17 protein-coding genes are annotated in these 16511 nt (G+C 37.4%); 13 read left to right on the forward strand and 4 right to left on the reverse strand.

What is annotated here, in order from left to right; translation table 11 throughout:
- Positions 1 to 245: 245 nt before the first annotated feature.
- From EM308_RS07675 to hemL, 3 genes are read left to right on the forward strand one after another with little or no spacing between them, the layout of a single operon-like run.
- Positions 246 to 1157: a 1-aminocyclopropane-1-carboxylate deaminase/D-cysteine desulfhydrase gene (locus tag EM308_RS07675; protein ID WP_081907228.1), complete on the forward strand. Its 912-nt coding sequence runs from the start codon at positions 246 to 248 to the stop codon at positions 1155 to 1157.
- Between the two features lie 18 nt (positions 1158 to 1175).
- On the forward strand, positions 1176 to 2015 hold the full coding sequence (locus tag EM308_RS07680) for a glucosaminidase domain-containing protein (RefSeq protein WP_035634548.1): 840 nt from the start codon (positions 1176 to 1178) through the stop codon (positions 2013 to 2015).
- 58 nt (positions 2016 to 2073) lie between these two features.
- On the forward strand, positions 2074 to 3360 hold the full coding sequence (gene hemL, locus EM308_RS07685) for a glutamate-1-semialdehyde 2,1-aminomutase (RefSeq protein WP_035634550.1): 1287 nt from the start codon (positions 2074 to 2076) through the stop codon (positions 3358 to 3360).
- Between the two features lie 115 nt (positions 3361 to 3475).
- Here the strand turns inward: hemL and EM308_RS07690 are convergent, their stop codons facing one another.
- Together EM308_RS07690 and EM308_RS07695 are read right to left on the reverse strand one after the other, a co-directional pair.
- Entirely contained in the window at positions 3476 to 4273 is a 798-nt protein-coding gene (locus tag EM308_RS07690) for a hypothetical protein (RefSeq protein WP_051877654.1), read from the reverse strand.
- 228 nt (positions 4274 to 4501) lie between these two features.
- Positions 4502 to 4987 (reverse strand): DUF4890 domain-containing protein, encoded by a 486-nt coding sequence (locus EM308_RS07695; protein WP_051877655.1) that lies wholly within the window; start codon positions 4985 to 4987, stop codon positions 4502 to 4504.
- Between the two features lie 384 nt (positions 4988 to 5371).
- Between EM308_RS07695 and EM308_RS07705 the strand changes: the two genes are divergently transcribed.
- A complete protein-coding gene (locus EM308_RS07705; RefSeq protein WP_035634554.1) occupies positions 5372 to 6541 on the forward strand; it encodes a molybdopterin molybdotransferase MoeA in 1170 nt (389 codons plus the stop codon).
- 156 nt (positions 6542 to 6697) lie between these two features.
- On the opposite strand, the gene EM308_RS07710 is transcribed toward EM308_RS07705, so the two are convergent.
- On the reverse strand, positions 6698 to 7096 hold the full coding sequence (locus EM308_RS07710; protein ID WP_231559979.1) for a ribosomal maturation YjgA family protein: 399 nt from the start codon (positions 7094 to 7096) through the stop codon (positions 6698 to 6700).
- A 221-nt stretch (positions 7097 to 7317) separates the two neighbouring features.
- On the opposite strand from EM308_RS07710, the gene EM308_RS07715 reads away from it, so the two are divergent.
- Entirely contained in the window at positions 7318 to 7977 is a 660-nt protein-coding gene (locus tag EM308_RS07715; RefSeq protein ID WP_035634556.1) for an HAD family hydrolase, read from the forward strand.
- 422 nt (positions 7978 to 8399) lie between these two features.
- On the opposite strand, the gene EM308_RS07720 is transcribed toward EM308_RS07715, so the two are convergent.
- Complete coding sequence (locus EM308_RS07720; RefSeq protein WP_035634558.1) at positions 8400 to 9506, reverse strand: AI-2E family transporter; 1107 nt, start codon at positions 9504 to 9506, stop codon at positions 8400 to 8402.
- A 266-nt stretch (positions 9507 to 9772) separates the two neighbouring features.
- Between EM308_RS07720 and glgA the strand changes: the two genes are divergently transcribed.
- From glgA to moaA, 8 genes are all read left to right on the forward strand, one after another.
- Positions 9773 to 10999 (forward strand): glycogen synthase, encoded by a 1227-nt coding sequence (glgA, locus tag EM308_RS07725; protein WP_035634654.1) that lies wholly within the window; start codon positions 9773 to 9775, stop codon positions 10997 to 10999.
- Between the two features lie 236 nt (positions 11000 to 11235).
- On the forward strand, positions 11236 to 11565 hold the full coding sequence (locus EM308_RS07730; RefSeq protein WP_035634559.1) for a winged helix-turn-helix domain-containing protein: 330 nt from the start codon (positions 11236 to 11238) through the stop codon (positions 11563 to 11565).
- A 2-nt stretch (positions 11566 to 11567) separates the two neighbouring features.
- On the forward strand, positions 11568 to 12137 hold the full coding sequence (gene mobA, locus EM308_RS07735; protein ID WP_051877656.1) for a molybdenum cofactor guanylyltransferase: 570 nt from the start codon (positions 11568 to 11570) through the stop codon (positions 12135 to 12137).
- Positions 12134 to 12376, forward strand: coding sequence for a MoaD/ThiS family protein (locus tag EM308_RS07740; RefSeq protein ID WP_035634560.1), 243 nt, complete (start codon positions 12134 to 12136; stop codon positions 12374 to 12376). Before mobA ends, EM308_RS07740 begins: the two co-directional genes overlap by 4 nt.
- Before the next feature lie 119 nt (positions 12377 to 12495).
- Positions 12496 to 13563, forward strand: a complete 1068-nt coding sequence (locus tag EM308_RS07745; protein WP_035634561.1) for a HesA/MoeB/ThiF family protein — start codon at positions 12496 to 12498, stop codon at positions 13561 to 13563.
- Positions 13564 to 13719: 156 nt separating this feature from the next.
- Positions 13720 to 14166, forward strand: coding sequence for a molybdenum cofactor biosynthesis protein MoaE (locus EM308_RS07750; protein ID WP_035634562.1), 447 nt, complete (start codon positions 13720 to 13722; stop codon positions 14164 to 14166).
- 189 nt (positions 14167 to 14355) lie between these two features.
- Positions 14356 to 15270 carry a bifunctional molybdenum cofactor biosynthesis protein MoaC/MoaB gene (gene moaCB, locus EM308_RS07755; protein ID WP_035634564.1) on the forward strand — a complete coding sequence of 305 codons (915 nt, stop codon included), beginning with the start codon at positions 14356 to 14358 and terminating at the stop codon, positions 15268 to 15270.
- Entirely contained in the window at positions 15260 to 16267 is a 1008-nt protein-coding gene (moaA, locus tag EM308_RS07760) for a GTP 3',8-cyclase MoaA (protein ID WP_035634566.1), read from the forward strand. Before moaCB ends, moaA begins: the two co-directional genes overlap by 11 nt.
- Positions 16268 to 16511: the final 244 nt, after the last annotated feature.

Below are 16511 nucleotides of genomic sequence, written 5' to 3' on the forward strand. Positions count from 1 at the left end.
GTTTGTTACAGTACAAAAACACTAATTTGGCCTATCGAAATATCTGTTTTGAAAGAGAGGCTTACGCCAATGAACGGAATTTGGGTTATCTTAAAAAGCGACCATTTTTTAGGTTTTTAAGTTATTTGCATAAAAAAAGAATTTAGAATGCGTGTTATACCCCCAAAGCGCGCAATGCGTTTGGCAAAGAACATTAAACTTTGCGGTTAAAATCTCTAAGTAATTCATTTTAAAAACTAAAAATTTTGAATCAAAAAATCACTTACAGTCTCCCAAATGGAATTTCTCTCGAAATCAAAAGAGAAGATTTGCTACATCCTTTTGTTTCCGGAAATAAATACAGGAAAATGAAGTACAATCTGATTCAGGCCAAGTCAGAAAATCATGACACACTACTCACTTTTGGTGGGGCTTATTCCAACCATATAGCCGCCGCAGCCTATGCCGGAATGCACTACGGTTTCAAGACCATTGGGGTAATTCGCGGTGACGAACTTGGCGATAAAATTGACGAAAACCCAACTTTGAGATTTGCAAAGGAATGTGGTATGCAATTCGAGTTTGTGACAAGAGAATCCTATCGGAATAAAACTGAATCGGATTTTCTTGATGGGCTTCATCAGAAATTTGGTTCCTTTTATCTTGTTCCCGAAGGCGGTACCAATGAATATGCCATAAGAGGTTGCGAAGAAATACTGACCAAAGAAGATACCGAGTTCGATTATGTATGTTGTGCAGTTGGGACAGGAGGTACCATTTCGGGGATTATCAACAGTGCGTTGTCACACCAAAAAGTTTTAGGATTTCCAGCGTTAAAAGGAGATTTTTTAAAAGATGAAATTCGTAAATTTGCCCTTGGTGAGAATTGGGAATTAATTACCAACTATCATTTTGGGGGCTATGGAAAGGTAAGTGACGAATTGATTCTGTTTATTAATGAATTTTATAAACAGACACACGTACCATTGGATCCCGTTTATACAGGAAAGATGGTTTTTGGCGTTATAGATTTAATACAAAAGAACTACTTTACTGATAATGCCAAAATTTTATTGATTCATACCGGGGGTTTGCAAGGAATCGATGGGATGAATGTGCTTTTAAAAAACCAAAACAAAACATTGATTAATGTTGGAAGGGAAAATAATTTGAAATAATACCCAAATATACCATATATGTTGAAAAAAATAACCTTATTTCTTTTAATTGGGACAATAATCGGATGCGGTTCTTCGAAACCGGCTATCGTTACAACAAAACAACCTGTAGGATGGAAATATTCAAAACCTATTCAAAACACTAGTAGTGACAACACATCAAAATCAACTGCTCCTTCAGCTTCAACGACTTCAAAACCATTAACGGTAAATGAAGCAACCAAAGCCTATATCGCGCAATACAACACAGTTGCGATGAGCAATATGAAACTTTATGGAATTCCAGCAAGTATTATTTTGGCGCAGGGAATTTTGGAATCGGGGGCGGGTAAAGGTGATTTGGCAATGAATGCTAATAATCATTTCGGAATCAAATGCCATAATGACTGGACAGGAAATAAGGTGTATAAAGACGATGATTCGCCAAATGAGTGTTTCCGAAAATACAGTCAAGCCTCGGAATCCTACCAAGATCACGCTTTGCTTTTAACCGGAAAAAAAAGATATGCCAATTTGTTTGCCTTGCCTAGGGGAGATTATAAGGCTTGGGCCAAAGGTTTGAGAGAAGCTGGGTATGCGACAGATCCTAAATATCCTGAGAAATTAATCAGTTATATTGAAACCTACAATTTGAACCAATATGATAATAAAGTTTTGGGGAAAATTACAAAAGACGAATCAAAAGTATTGATTGAGGATAATTTTGGAATCGATGAAACAAGTTTGTATGAAATTCAGAAAGGGGATACTTTGTATTCGGTTTCCAAAAAATTCAATTTAACCGTAGAAGAATTAAAACAGAAAAATAATTTAATTGATAATGCACTTTATGTTGGACAGAAGTTGGTAGTGAAGTGAGTTTTTAATCTAATAATCAGATAATCCAACAATCTAAAGTCAAAAATCTAAAATCATAATGTTATACCAAAGAAGCAGTCAGCTTTTTGCTGAAGCAGAAAAAGTAATCCCGGGAGGAGTAAATTCACCGGTAAGGGCTTTCAAAGCCGTGGGCGGAACGCCAATATTTGTAAAAAGTGCCAAAGGAGCCTACTTGTATGATGAGGATGGAAACCGTTTAATCGATTATATCAATTCATGGGGACCAATGATTTTGGGACATGCTTATGAGCCTGTGGTGCAATCCATTATTGAAAAAGCCAAATTAGGAATGTCTTTCGGGATGCCAACCGAACTGGAAACTCAAATTGCAGTTCTAGCTGTTTCGATGGTTCCGAATATTGATAAAATTCGTTTTGTGAATTCGGGGACAGAAGCCTGTATGAGTGCGGTGCGATTGGCACGCGGATTTACCAAAAGAGATAAAATTATCAAATTTTCCGGTTGTTATCACGGTCATTCCGATTCGTTTTTGATTCAGGCGGGGAGTGGTGCGGTGACTTTTGGAACTCCAAACAGTCCAGGTGTGACTGCAGGTACAGCCAAAGATACTTTACTTGCCAAATACAATGATTTAGGAAATGTAAAAGAGTTAATCGAAGCCAATAAAAATGAAATCGCTGCTATAATTATCGAGCCTGTTGCAGGGAACATGGGATGTATCCCGCCGGTTAAAGGGTTTTTGGAAGGATTACGTGAGTTGTGTACGGCAAACGGAATTCTGCTGATTTTTGATGAGGTAATGACAGGCTTTAGATTAGCAAGAGGTGGCGCGCAAGAGCTGTTAAATATCAATGCTGATATCGTTTGTTTCGGAAAAGTAATCGGGGGCGGACTTCCTGTTGGGGCTTTTGCGGCACGCGCCGAAATCATGAATTATTTGGCTCCATTGGGACCTGTTTACCAAGCGGGAACTTTGTCAGGAAATCCATTGGCTATGGCGGCTGGCTTGGCGATGCTGCAGGCATTGGACAGTGATCGTGAAATTTTCAAAAGATTGGAGGAAAAAACAGCTTATTTGGGAGATGGAATCGAGAGGGTTTTGAAAGCTAATAATGTAGCTTTCACCATCAACAGAGTGGGGTCGATGATTTCGGTTCATTTTGATGCGAATCCGGTAACCGATTTTAAAACGGCTGGAAATGGTGATAATGAAACCTTCAAAAAGTTTTTCCATGGATTGGTTGCCGAAGGAGTTTATATCGCACCATCGGCTTACGAAACTTGGTTCATCACCGATGCACTGACTTACGAAGATTTAGATTTCACCATTAATGCTATAGATAAAGTTTCTAAAACTTTCTAAATAGTGCTTAATATAAACAAAAATTCCACTAATTATCACAAATTAATCTGTGATAATTAGTGGAATTGCTTCGCCTGTTCGCTTCGCTCGGGTTGTGTTTAATTTCCTGCGAAAATCATTCTTTGCTCCAGCCTTTTCTTCCGTTGTTTCGCATTTTGTTTTTCATGTTTTCTTTATTTTCTTCTCTAATATCAAGCCATTTTTTATATTGTTCATCTGATAAAATAGCTTTCATCTTGGTTTCTGTATCTATTTTTTCGGCTTGCATTTTAGTTTTTAATGCTTCTCTTTCTTCAGTGGTTAATTTAGTTCCATTGGCTTTTTGGGTTTGTGCTTGAGTTTTTAGGTCTTTGGCTTTTGCGCTTTTTTCCGCCAAAAGTTTACCTACGGCTTCCTGTTGTTTGGTGTCCAGATTCAGTTCTTTGGTTAGGTTAGCCAAGTGTTTTTGTTGGAAGTCATCAGGAGTTCTTTTTCCCATTGGCTCACCTCCCATTGCCTCTCTCTTTTCTCTAATGTTTTCTATGTTTTCTTCTCTGATATCGAGCCATTTTTTATATTGCTCGTCAGACAGAATGGCTTTCATTTTAGCTTCTGTGTCGGTTTTTTCGGCTTGCATTTTAGCTTTAAGAGCTTCTCTTTCTTCAGGAGTTAATTTTTCACCACCGGCTTTTCGAGTGTGAGTTTTAGTTTTTACATTTTGTGCTTTCGCGCTTTTCTCCGCCAAAAGTTTACCTACGGCTTCCTGTTGTTTGGTATCCAGATTCAGTTCTTTGGTTAGATGAGCCAGATGTTTTTGTTGACGTTGTTCCGGAGTCATTCTCTGAGAGTAACCTTTCTTTTGAGGTGGTGTGGTTTCTTGAGCAAATCCGGTTAATCCCAATCCTAATACTAAGGCAATAATTAATCTTTTCATAATTTTTAATAATTTATAGTTAATATTAAATTGATAATCAATTATTTGTATGTACTAATTTATGAAAAACGAATTATATTATTTGAAATTGTATGTTATATCATTTATATTTTCTGACTGCTCCAAATATTTTTATGACATTCAAGTATTAAATCGAATAAGCCACTATGAACATCAAAGTCGTAGTGGCTTATTAGATTGATTATTTTTGGAATAAGGGAGAATTAATTAAAACCCGCCGCCGTTATTATTTCCGCCAAAACCACCTCCGTTATCATTTCCTCCATCTCTTCTTTCTTGCATTCTTTGTCTCATTCGGTCTTCATTTTCCTGTCTTGATGTGGTATATTTTTTAAACTGGTCTGCATTTAAGATGGCTTTCAATTTGTTGTCAGTATCTTCTCTTTCAGTCTGCATCGCAGTTCTAAATGCATTTCTTTGTTCGTCGGTCATTTTTTCACCGCTTGTTCTTTGAGCTTCTCTTTTGGCTCTGGCTTCCTGTGCTTTCACACTTTTTTCAGTCAAAAGCTTATTTACGGCTTCTTGTTGTTTGGAGTCCAGGCTTAAATCTTTGGTCATTCTTTCAACTTGTTTTTGAACACGTTGTTCCGGAGTCATGTTTTGCATGTCTCCTCTGTTACCTCTTGGTGAACTTTCCTGAGCAAAACAAGTCATTCCAACTCCTAATACTAGGGCAATAATTAATTTTTTCATTTTTTTTACGTTTTAAGGATTATTTTCGTAAGACTAATATAAGTATCAAAGGTTTAACGAAAAAACTAAATTTTATATTTTTTTCGATGGATAACTTTCGATTTAATCATTTTCGAATTGTATTTTTGAAATTGAGTTTTTAGGAGCAGAAAAATTAGGCATTTTAATAGACATTGGTCCCGCTGTTCATTACAAACGAAGTTCACTGAACTCCGCTTAAAATGAAAGTTGAGTGAAGTAATCTTTTTATTTTTAAAGAAAAAATAAAAAGGATTTTCATTGCCATCGGGGCTAAAAATCAACATTTTTGTTTTTTTGTTATCATTCAAAAAAAACATTTTAAGCATCAAACTCCGATTTTGGAAATTATTAAAAATTAAAAACATGATATCCGTTCAAGAAGCATTTTCGATATTAGAACATAATTTGCCTGCTTTGCACAAAGTAGCGCTTCCTCTTTTTAAGGCACGAAAACATATTTTGGCCGAGTCTCTTTTTTCGCCCATCAATATGCCGCCTTTTCGACAATCGGCGATGGATGGTTATGCGTTGTGTCTGCACAATGCTTTGGTTTATGAAATTGTTGGCGAAGTAAAAGCCGGGGATTCACATCTAGTCGAATTACTTCCCGGGCAAGCAGTGAAAATTTTTACCGGAGCAGCAGTACCAAATTCAGCTCAGGCCGTAATCCAGATTGAAAAGGTTTCGGCAAACGGAACACAATTATTGTTGGAAGAATTGGTCTCCCCTGATACGAATGTTCGTCCCATTGGTGAACAAATTTCAAAAGGTGATTTGGCGCTCGAAAAAGGAACTTTGCTGAACGCTGCCGCCATTGGTTTCTTGGTAGGACTTGGTTTTACGAACATTAGTGTATATCAAAAACCAAGAGTGGGAATTGTGGTTACCGGAAACGAATTGTCAAAACCCGGAACACCACTTGAATATGGAAAAGTGTATGAAAGCAACGGAATTATGCTGCAATCGGCATTAGCTGATGCGTTTTATGATGAAGTGACTTTGTATGAAGTCAATGATGATTTTGAAAATACCAAAAGCAAACTGCAAGACGCATTGACAAGTAATGATTTGGTGTTGGTTTCTGGCGGAATATCAGTAGGAGATTACGATTTTGTGGCTCGTGCTTTAAAAGAACTTCAAGTAGAAACTTTATTTTATAAAGTCAATCAAAAACCGGGAAAACCTTTGTTTGCAGGTAAACGGAATGATAAAATGGTTTTTGCTTTACCGGGAAATCCAGCCGCCTGTCTGACTTGTTTTTATGTGTATGTTTTGCCTACTTTGGACATCATGTCTGGTGCGGAGGCGAATTATCAACAAGCCGTTTTGCTTTCAATCGGCCACGATTATGAAGTAAAAAATACCCGTTCGCAGTTCTTGAAAGCGAACATCAGTAATGGGGAAGCCGAGATTTTGACACATCAAAACTCATCTATGCTCAATTCTTTCTCAGTCTCAAACGGATTGGTATATGTTCCGAACGGGCATTACGAATTGAAAAAAGGAGATACCGTTGAGGTATATTTGCTGTAACTTTATTTCGTTTCTATAAAAATATCCGATAATTTGCATACCATACAATGTAAATTATCGGATATTTTATATTGTACACAGTTAAAAATATCGGATAATTTGTCTTTTTGATTTTCCTTTAGAATTCTGGTGGTGGAAAAAAATGGATTTGTTGTTTTAAGTGTTTTTGAGCCAATACTTCTCGACAAGAAGAACAATTGCAACTCCGATAATATAAGTCAGTAAATCAATCCAGGAGAATGAGGTTCCTATGACTATTCGCGCGATTTTTGATTGTTCCAAATGTAGCTTTTCGACAATATTAAATAATTGAAGAAATTCTACAGTGAAAGAAAAGATTAATACAAAAATTGCAACAGGCAAAACAGGCAATTTGAGAAACGATTTTATGAAACAATAAACTAGAATCACCACCAAAACATCTCCGAGATATGGTCTGATAAAACTGTCGTTCACGAAAAGTGCAATTAAAACTTCTACCAGAAAAATTAAGATGGTATAGATGAAGTAGGTTTTGTTGAATGTGAGCATTTTGGGATTTGTCGTATTATTCATTAATGTTCTTGAAGTGTATAAATGTAATAAAAATCACCTGCTATTTTCTGTTTTTTCTTTAAGAATAAATGTTGTTTTTGCTAAAAAAAATCAACCATTAAAACTTGTGAGATTAAAAATATTCCTTCAAGCGAGGTGACTAAATTTTGTTTCAGCGTTAAGGTTTCAATAAAATTCAAAAGGTTGTATCTTGCGGCCTTTTAAAACAACAACAAAATATAATGAAACAGCAATGTGTAATTTTTGATATGGATGGTGTAATCTGTCACACAAATCCAGATCATGCAATAGCTTTTAAAGCATTCTTTGATAAGTATGAAATTCCTCATTCGGAGCAGGAGTTTGAAGAGCATATGTACGGAAAACATAATGGGTATATCATGTCGCATTTTTTTAAGCGTCCAATTTCCGGTGAGGAACTTAGACAATTGGAAGATGAAAAAGAATCAATGTTTCGTGAAATTTATAAAGATAAAGTAGAAACAATTCCGCATTATTTAGAGTTTTTGGAGGAACTTAAATCACATAATTTTAAAACTGCCGTTGGGACATCTGCTCCGCGTGCGAATCTTGATTTGATTGTAAAGGCTTTGCAAATTGAAGACAAAATGGATTCGATGATGGCAAGCGAAGATGTGAAAACGCATAAACCAAACCCCGAAGTTTATTTGAAATCGGCTGAACGTGTGGGTGTTGCTCCGTCTGACTGTGTTGTTTTTGAAGATTCTTTTTCGGGAGTTAGCGCAGCTCTTAATGCCGGAATGAAAGTTGTGGGCGTTTTGAGTTCGCACACAAAAGAACAACTGCCTCCTTGTGACTTTTACATCAACGATTACAGTGAGGTAAATGTGGAGAAGATTTTGGATTTATTGAAGAGTTAGCCCGTTTATACTTTAAGTGCCAAATTGCATAATTATTTTTTCTCGCAAAGGTGCAGAGACGCAAAGTAGCAAACCATTTTTTTATTGATTTTTGAAATTGCTGTTGTAAAGTAGTTTTGCGTGAGGGCAATGTCATTAAGTTAAGCGTTTTTTATGTCATTTCGACGAAGGAGAAATCGCATAACGTGAGTCACTAGTGAGATTCCTCGTGCCTCGGAATGACAAAACGATGGTTTTATATCCTTACCTTAATGACATTGCGCGTGAGGGATAGAAGCTAGCTACCAAAGTAGCGCGTATAGCCCGACCCCGTTGTACAAAGGGGCGTATAAACGCAACAGTTGATTGGCCCCTTTGTACAACGGGGGCACGCCCACACGAGTTTTAGCGAACTGACGAAGAAGTAAATAATTTTTAGAGAACTAAACTTCTACTGGTTCTTGATTTTCTTCAATTTCATCCTCGTCCATTCCTATCCAAGAGAGGAAAAATTTATAGCCCAAAATGAGGATTACAGCGCCGAGGAATAGTCCGATGAATCCGTTGAAAATGAATCCGCCAATGGCACCAAGAAATATTACGAGCATTGGTGCTGGTGGATTGCCTCTTCCCAAGAATATGGGTTTTAGGATATTGTCGGAAATCATTGTGATACCAATCCAGATGGTTAGGAGCGTCGCTGTTGTAGTGTCGGTAACCGAAAACATATAGATAACCACTGGAATGGCGATGGGACCAATTCCGACTTGAATAATTGCAAGAACAAGACAGATTATTGTAAAAATCCCAGCGAAAGGTACGCCTGCCATAAAGAATCCCACGCCAACCATTAATGATTGAATTAAAGCTACGCCCAAAAATCCTTTTACCACATTGCGGATGGTGGCTACGGTGATTAAGGCGTAATGTTCGCCCTTTTTGCCTATCAATTTGATGAAAATACTTTTGGAAACTGCAGTCAGCGATTCAGAATACAACAGTAATCCCATTGCAATGATAATGGAAAAGATGAATTGAAGGATGCCTTTTCCTATTCCGGCCAACGCCAATAATAGCCATTCGCCAACGACTTTTAATTGGTCGGAATATTTAATGATCACTTTGGAAGCATCCACAGAGGCTGTTTGCCAAATATCTAATATGGGTTTTGTGAACGCAGGCCAGTCTTTGGTGGTTTCTCCTGGTGGCGGAATTAGATGTCCGTTTGCCTGATAGGAAGCGGTAAAATTGTTGATTTCTTCGTATAAGGATTGGGTTACCAATATACTAGGGATTACCAGAATACTGATTAAAAGTAAGGCGAGGAAAATAGTAGCCAAAATCTTTTTGCCTCTGAAAAGTTTTACTATGGCTTCGTAAATCGGGCTCAATGCCACAGCAATAACAATCGCCCAAACGATGATTAGAACAAAGGGTTTAAGAATGTCATAGCACCAGCCAATAAGTAAAAACAATACGCCAAGACGGATGAGGGTATCGACTATTTTTTCGAATTTCAAACTGTTGAAAGTGTAGCTGCTTTGTTTCATGCTTTGATTGTTAATAGGTGACAATTTGATTATTATGCTAATCTAATTAAAATACGTTAATTAGCAATGGCACTTATTGATGTCTTTAGCAGAAAGTTTCCTGTTTCTTGAAATCTTTGCAGAAAAATAATTTTAAAATAATGGTTGGTTTACATACAAATTAAATTGCTGTTTCGTATTTTTACTAAATTGACATTTTGATGCAAATCAATACTTTAATGAGATGTATTCTTGGGTCGAATATTGTAAATTATAAAAATCTGTTTATGAAAATAGCACTTTATACTAACGAATTCCCTCCAAATATCTATGGCGGAGCAGGAGTACATATTGATTTTTTAAGCCAAGAATTGGCCAGATTGGCACAAGTTGAGGTTCGGTGTTTTGGTGACCAAAAGGAAAATAAGGATTCCATGCATGTGGAAGGAATCAATTCCTGTTTGACAAAAATGGTCGACCCAGAAAATGAACACATCAAAATGTATCATAATTTGAGTCGAAATGTCGAAATGGCTCAGGCTACACCAAAAGCCGATATTGTGCATTGCCATACTTGGTACACGCATTTGGCAGGTGTTTTTACAAGAGAATTGCTTCAGGTACCGTTGATATTGACAACTCACAGTCTGGAAACCCACCGCCCGTGGAAAGTAGAACAGTTGGGTAATGGTTATTTTATGTCCAGATGGATTGAAACTAATGCGTACAAATCTGCGGATGGCGTGATTGCCGTAAGCGAACAAATGAAAGTTGATGTGGTCGAAGCTTATGGTGTTGATCCCAAAAAAGTGACTGTAATACATAACGGAATTGATCCCGAATTTTATAAACCAACTTTTGACGATAATTTACTGAGAGAGTACGGAATCGATCCGAGTATTCCGTTTGTGCTTTTTGTGGGAAGGATTACGCGTCAAAAAGGGATTTCGCAATTGATAGAAGCCTGTCAGTATTTTAATGAAGATTGTCAGATAGTGCTTTGCGCAGGTGCGCCCGATACCGAAGAAATTGCCAAAGAAACAGCAACGTTGATCGACGAACTGAAAGCAAAAAGAAAAGGGGTAATCTTAATTTCTGAAATGTTGCCACGCGAAAAAGTGAAAGTGTTGTACAGCCATGCAAGGGTTTTTGCCTGTCCTTCGTTATACGAACCTTTTGGAATCATCAATCTCGAGGCGATGTCTTGTGAAACGCCGGTTGTTGGTAGTCATGTTGGTGGTATTCCAGAGATTATTGTTGAAGGTGAAACCGGATATTTGATTCCGCTGGAAAGCGTTTCGAGAACTAATTTCAATCCGCTTAACCCGACAGCTTTCCAAAAAGATTTTGCGGCTAAAGTAAATGCTTTGTTGGAAAATGAGGAATTGGCAACCAAGATGGGGAAAGCTGGGCGCGTACGTGTTTTAGAGAAATTCAGTTGGGAATCCATTGCCAAAACGACCTACAATTATTATCAGGAAGTTATAGCCAGATTCGAGAAAGAGACAGCTTAGATAATGTGATAATTAGGTAATTTGAAAATTAGATAATTAACCGCAAGGTTCGCAAGGCAGGCGCAATGAACGCAAAGCTTTGTGAACTTTGCGGTTTTTCTTTGTGAACTTTGCTGTTAAATTCGGCCTCGGATGTCAAATTTTTATAACAAAATAAATCTGCTAATTCTATTTTTTAATTTTTCATAAACTTTCATTTCGTTATATTTGCAAAAGTATAACGAAAAACACCGACTTTGAAGATTAAAAGCAAAATTTGGATTGAAACCGAAGACGGAATTCTAATCAGCGAAGGACGCATTCAATTGTTAAAGAAGATTGAGTCCACGGGTTCGCTCAATAAAGCCGCCAAGGAAATGAATATTTCGTACCAAAAGGCATGGAAATTGATAGACGCTTCCAATAAAGTTTCGAAAGAGCCTTTAGTAGCAACTCAAGTTGGCGGGAATAAAGGAGGAGGAACTGTTGTGACTCCGTATGGTAAATCACTTATTGAATCTTTTGAAAAAATTAATGTTGCTTGTTGGGAATTTTTGGATGCCCAACTCGAGAAACATTCTTTATAAAAATGGAAAATAAAATAACAGCAATACTTTTGGCTGGCGGGAAGAGCCAACGTATGGGGACAGATAAAGGCTTGTTGGATTTGAATGGAAAAACATTTATCCAGCATGTTTGCGATGCACTGAGACCAATCGTTGGGTCCAATATTTTAATTGTTTCTGCCAATAATAAGTATGATGATTTAGGTTTTCTCAGAGTCGAAGATATAATTGAAAACAAAGGTCCGGTTGGCGGACTCTACACCGGCCTGAAACAATCAAAAACAAAAGTAAATCTTGTTTTGAGTGTTGATGTTCCGTTGGTAACAACAGAATTGTTGGAATGGTTGCTGAAAAATCACGATGAAACTTTTATGGTTACACAAACAAAAAACGGAGACAAAACCAGTCCGCTCATAGGGGTTTACGACCGCTCGATGCAAACTGTTTTTGGAGAACATCTGTACGGAGATCAGCTTAAATTGCGCCGGGTGATTGAGGAGGTTAGACACCAAACGATTGAAATTCCTGCAGCATGGAGCAATCAAGTGCAGAATATAAACACAAAAGAAGAATATCAAAATTTAATTAAATGACCATAACGCTAAAATATTTTGGTTTACTCGCTGATATAACGCAATTAAAAGAGGAACAATTCACTTTTGATGAAGAGGCCATTTCAGTCTCGGCATTAAAATCGAAAATAGAAAGCAGTTACCAAAACATTCAAAACACAAGCTACACCATTGCAGTTAACCAAACGATGAGCGATTTGCAGACTACAATAAAAGACAAGGATGTGATTGCTTTTTTGCCGCCTTTTGCGGGAGGGTAAAGATTTTAGATAGCAGATTTTAGAATTTAGATTTCAGATAAAAAAACTTAAATGACCTTATATGTCTTATATGGTTGTAAAGCAATAATTAATTTGTTTAAGAATTGTAGAAGTACAAAATGATAAAGAACAAACGATATATCAGACAAATGATTCTCCCGGAAATTGGAGAAACGGGTCAGCAAAAATTACTGGACGCTCGTGTCTTGGTAATTGGTGCGGGCGGTTTGGGCTGTCCGGTTCTCCAAAATCTGGCTTCTGCCGGAGTTGGCAATATAGGAATTGTGGATGGTGATGTTGTGGACGAAACCAATTTGCACAGGCAATTATTGTACACCTTAAAAGATTGTGGTAACAGCAAAGCCGAAACGGCGGAAAAGGCGATTTTGGAATTGAATCCCGAGATTAATGTTAGTATTTTTTCAGAGTTTTTTACAGCTCAAAATGCTTCAAAAATAGTGGAGGAATATCAAATAATTGTCGATTGTACAGATGCGATTGCTGTTCGTTATCTGATTAATGATGTGGCTGTCGCCAAAAGAATTCCGATGGTGTATGCTTCGATTCATAAATTTGAAGGACAGGTTTCGGTATTTAATTATAAAAATGGGCCAAGTTATCGTTGCTTATTTCCGGAACAGGAAAGTTTGAGTATTGTTCCAAATTGTGCTGAATCTGGAGTTTTGGGTGTTTTGCCAAATACTTTGGGAACATTCCAAGCCACCGAAGTGCTCAAAATAATATTAGGAATTGGAACGGTTTTATCGGGGAAATTATTGATTTATGATGCCCTGAATTTCCAAACACAAATCATTGATTTTCCCAAGAATCCAAGAATGATTGAAAAAGGAATCATAAATGGAACGCAAATTTTAAACAGAAAAAAAAGAAATGAAGATTTAACTCCCGAAGCTTTTTTTGAAAAATGCGAACAACAAGGAGTTATAGTTATTGACGTTCGAGAATTGGAAGAAACACCCGAGTTTAAGGGGGAAAATGTTGTTCGGATTCCTTTGGGACAATTGGAAGAATACAGTAAAAAACTAAATAAAAATCAGGAAATCGTTTTGTTTTGTCAAACGGGAATGCGCAGTCAAACCGCTTTGAATTATTTGGTAAAATCAGGGTTTGTAGGCGTTTTTCATTTGGGAAAAGGCATTGAATCTTTGGAAAACCAAATTCAATAGCAATAAGTCAATATCAATGACAATATCAATTTCAATAAAAAATAGCAAGTTTAAAATAAACCAAAGATTACATAGATTAAGAAGATTTTTTCTTTTAGATAATTTCAAATAAGAAATCTGCGTGAATCTGCGAAATCTGTGTGAAAAATAAATAATATGTCAACAGATAAACCAAAGAAAAGCTCCTTTATTCAGGGACAGATAACCTCCGAGTTCATTGGGAATTCAATTGCCAAGCACCAAAGTAAAACCACGATTGGCGCTCATAACATTTTTTTGGGTCAGGTTCGTGCCGACGTGATTGACGGAAAAACAGTTGCCGCAATTGAATATTCTGCCTACGAAGAAATGGCAGAGCAAACATTTTATGAAATCAGAGAATCGGCTTTCGCCAAATATGAACTTTCGTGCCTGCATATTTATCACAGTTTGGGAATGGTGAAAACAGGCGAAATTTGTTTGTTTGTATTCGTTTCTGCACCAAGACGAAAAGTGGTGTATGAAGCTTTGGAGTTTTTGGTGGAAGAAATAAAAGAAAAAACAGCCATCTTCGGAAAAGAAATTTTTGAAGACGAAAGTTATGTTTGGAAGCAGAATTCTTGATTTGATTATTACACAGAGTCACACAGAGAATTCGCAGAGATTCTCAGAGACAAAAAATTTATGCAATTAAAAGTTATGTAAAGCAACAGGCAGAATTCATGGAGGAACATTGAGGGGAAAAAATCTCTGCGAATCACTGTGCCTCCTCTGTGAATCTCTGCGAAAAAAAATAATAAATAAAGCTAACAAATGGTAGATATCACGCATAAAATTATAACACAACGTACTGCAACAGCTCAGGCAATTGTAAAAGTAGGTTCAGTAGAAACGATGAAGGCTATTTTGAACAAAACCGTTCCAAAAGGCGATGTATTGGAGGTAGCTCGAACAGCAGGTTTATTTGCGGTAAAAAATACCTCGAACTCGATTCCGGACTGTCATCCTATGCCGATTGAATTCACCGGAATTGAATATGAATTTTTGGATGATTCGGTGGTGATAAAAGTAACTGTCAAAGCAATTTACCGCACAGGCGTCGAGGTCGAAGCTATGCACGGTGCATCAATCGTTGCATTGACGATGTACGATATGCTAAAGCCTATCGATAAACAAGTTGAAATTTCGACCATAAAATTACTTCATAAAAAAGGAGGAAAATCAGATTATGGAGTGAAGGAAAATCTAGATTTATCGGTTGCAGTAATCGTTTGTTCGGATAGTGTGGCAAGTGGAAAAAAAGAAGACCGAGCCGGAAAAGTAATTTCGGAAAAAGTCAAAAAAATGGGATTGAGCGTTTCAAATTATACCGTAATTCCGGATGAAGTAAAGGATATTCAGGAAACGATAAATAAACTATGTATTGCCAATAAAGATTTGGTTATTCTCACTGGTGGAACGGGTTTGTCTAATCGTGATGTAACACCCGAAGCCATTATCCCAATGCTCGACCGACGCATTCCGGGGATAGAGGAAGCCATTCGTTCCTACGGGCAGGACCGAACACCTTATGCAATGCTTTCCCGTAGCGTGGTGGGTTTCAAAGGCGACACTTTGATTATGGCTTTGCCGGGTTCTACAGCTGGTGCGAGCGAATCGATGGATGCTGTATTTCCATCAGTATTGCATTTGTTTAAAATATTAAATGGTTTCAACCATGGAAAATAACAAAAATCCAATGCAGGACAACCACGGAAGGGCGCACAATTACCTCCGCATTTCGATTACAGAGCATTGTAATTTGAGATGTACGTATTGTATGCCGGCCGAGGGGATTGCGCTTACACCAAGGGCGCATCTCATGACTGCAGAGGAAATTGTTACCATTGCGAAGACTTTCGTAAAACTGGGAGTCACCAAAATCCGATTGACTGGAGGCGAGCCTTTGGTTCGAAAAGATGCCAAAAACATCATTGAACAATTAGGTAAATTGGGAGTTGAGCTGACCCTGACGACTAACGGAATCCTGGTTCACGAGTTTATAGATACGTTCAAAGAAGCCGGAATTACCACTCTGAATGTGAGTATCGACAGTTTGAAACAAGAAAAATTCAACGAAATTACCCGTCGTAATTATTTTGAGAAAGTAATTGAAAACATCGATTTGCTAGAAGAAAACGGTTTCAAGGTAAAATTGAATGTTGTTGTTATCAAAGGATTTAATGACAACGAAATTACTGATTTTATTGAGTTGACCAAAGAGAGAAACATTCAGATTCGGTTCATCGAGTTTATGCCTTTTGACGGCAATCGTTGGAACAAGGAAAAATTGGTAAGTTACGCCGAAATACTTTCTCAGGTTACTTATTTTTATGGAGAAGAAACGGTAAATCGCTTGCAGGATAAACCAAATGATACTTCCAAAAATCATAAAATTCAAGGTTATAAGGGTAGTTTTTCGGTAATTAGTTCGGTTACCAATCCGTTTTGTAGTACTTGTAATCGCATCCGTTTAACCGCCGATGGAAAATTGAAAAACTGTCTTTTTTCGAATAGCGAAACTTCGTTATTGGATACTTTACGCGCCGGGGAATCTATCGAACCGCTTATTTTTCAAAATATAAAATCCAAATTCGCCATGCGTGGCGGAATGGACGATGATGCTAAATTTCAAAACCCTCTTCTTTTTTCGAAAAATCGAAGTATGATTAAGATTGGGGGGTAGCGCTTTTTCCTTTGCGCCTTCGCGTCTTTGCGAGCCCAAATTCTCGCAAAGGCGCTAAGACGCAAAGAATAGAAAGGTTTATTATGAAAATAAAATGCTGATTTTTAGCCCCGATAGAGGAGGAAATCCTTGTGTGCCGGGGTTCGGCACACAAGATTGCAACGGATAGCGGGACAATGTTTCCTGAAAATGCCAATCTTTCTGCTCCAAAAACCTCATTTTCAAATCCCTGACAAAAGTCATT

The sequence above is a fragment of the Flavobacterium gilvum genome, from assembly GCF_001761465.1.
In the GTDB taxonomy this organism is placed as follows: domain Bacteria; phylum Bacteroidota; class Bacteroidia; order Flavobacteriales; family Flavobacteriaceae; genus Flavobacterium; species Flavobacterium gilvum.

Bases quoted from the DNA above. Each gene is read 5' to 3' on its own strand.
- mobA (WP_051877656.1), top strand. From the start codon at position 11,568: ATGGAAAATAAAATAACAGCAATACTTTTGGCTGGCGGGAAGAGCCAA.
- EM308_RS07710 (WP_231559979.1), bottom strand. From the start codon at position 7,096: ATGAATAATACGACAAATCCCAAAATGCTCACATTCAACAAAACCTAC.
- EM308_RS07690 (WP_051877654.1), bottom strand. From the start codon at position 4,273: ATGAAAAGATTAATTATTGCCTTAGTATTAGGATTGGGATTAACCGGA.
- moaCB (WP_035634564.1), top strand. From the start codon at position 14,356: ATGGTAGATATCACGCATAAAATTATAACACAACGTACTGCAACAGCT.
- EM308_RS07715 (WP_035634556.1), top strand. From the start codon at position 7,318: ATGAAACAGCAATGTGTAATTTTTGATATGGATGGTGTAATCTGTCAC.
- EM308_RS07705 (WP_035634554.1), top strand. From the start codon at position 5,372: ATGATATCCGTTCAAGAAGCATTTTCGATATTAGAACATAATTTGCCT.
- glgA (WP_035634654.1), top strand. From the start codon at position 9,773: ATGAAAATAGCACTTTATACTAACGAATTCCCTCCAAATATCTATGGC.
- moaA (WP_035634566.1), top strand. From the start codon at position 15,260: ATGGAAAATAACAAAAATCCAATGCAGGACAACCACGGAAGGGCGCAC.
- EM308_RS07695 (WP_051877655.1), bottom strand. From the start codon at position 4,987: ATGAAAAAATTAATTATTGCCCTAGTATTAGGAGTTGGAATGACTTGT.
- EM308_RS07720 (WP_035634558.1), bottom strand. From the start codon at position 9,506: ATGAAACAAAGCAGCTACACTTTCAACAGTTTGAAATTCGAAAAAATA.
- EM308_RS07750 (WP_035634562.1), top strand. From the start codon at position 13,720: ATGTCAACAGATAAACCAAAGAAAAGCTCCTTTATTCAGGGACAGATA.
- EM308_RS07740 (WP_035634560.1), top strand. From the start codon at position 12,134: ATGACCATAACGCTAAAATATTTTGGTTTACTCGCTGATATAACGCAA.
- EM308_RS07745 (WP_035634561.1), top strand. From the start codon at position 12,496: ATGATAAAGAACAAACGATATATCAGACAAATGATTCTCCCGGAAATT.
- EM308_RS07680 (WP_035634548.1), top strand. From the start codon at position 1,176: ATGTTGAAAAAAATAACCTTATTTCTTTTAATTGGGACAATAATCGGA.
- hemL (WP_035634550.1), top strand. From the start codon at position 2,074: ATGTTATACCAAAGAAGCAGTCAGCTTTTTGCTGAAGCAGAAAAAGTA.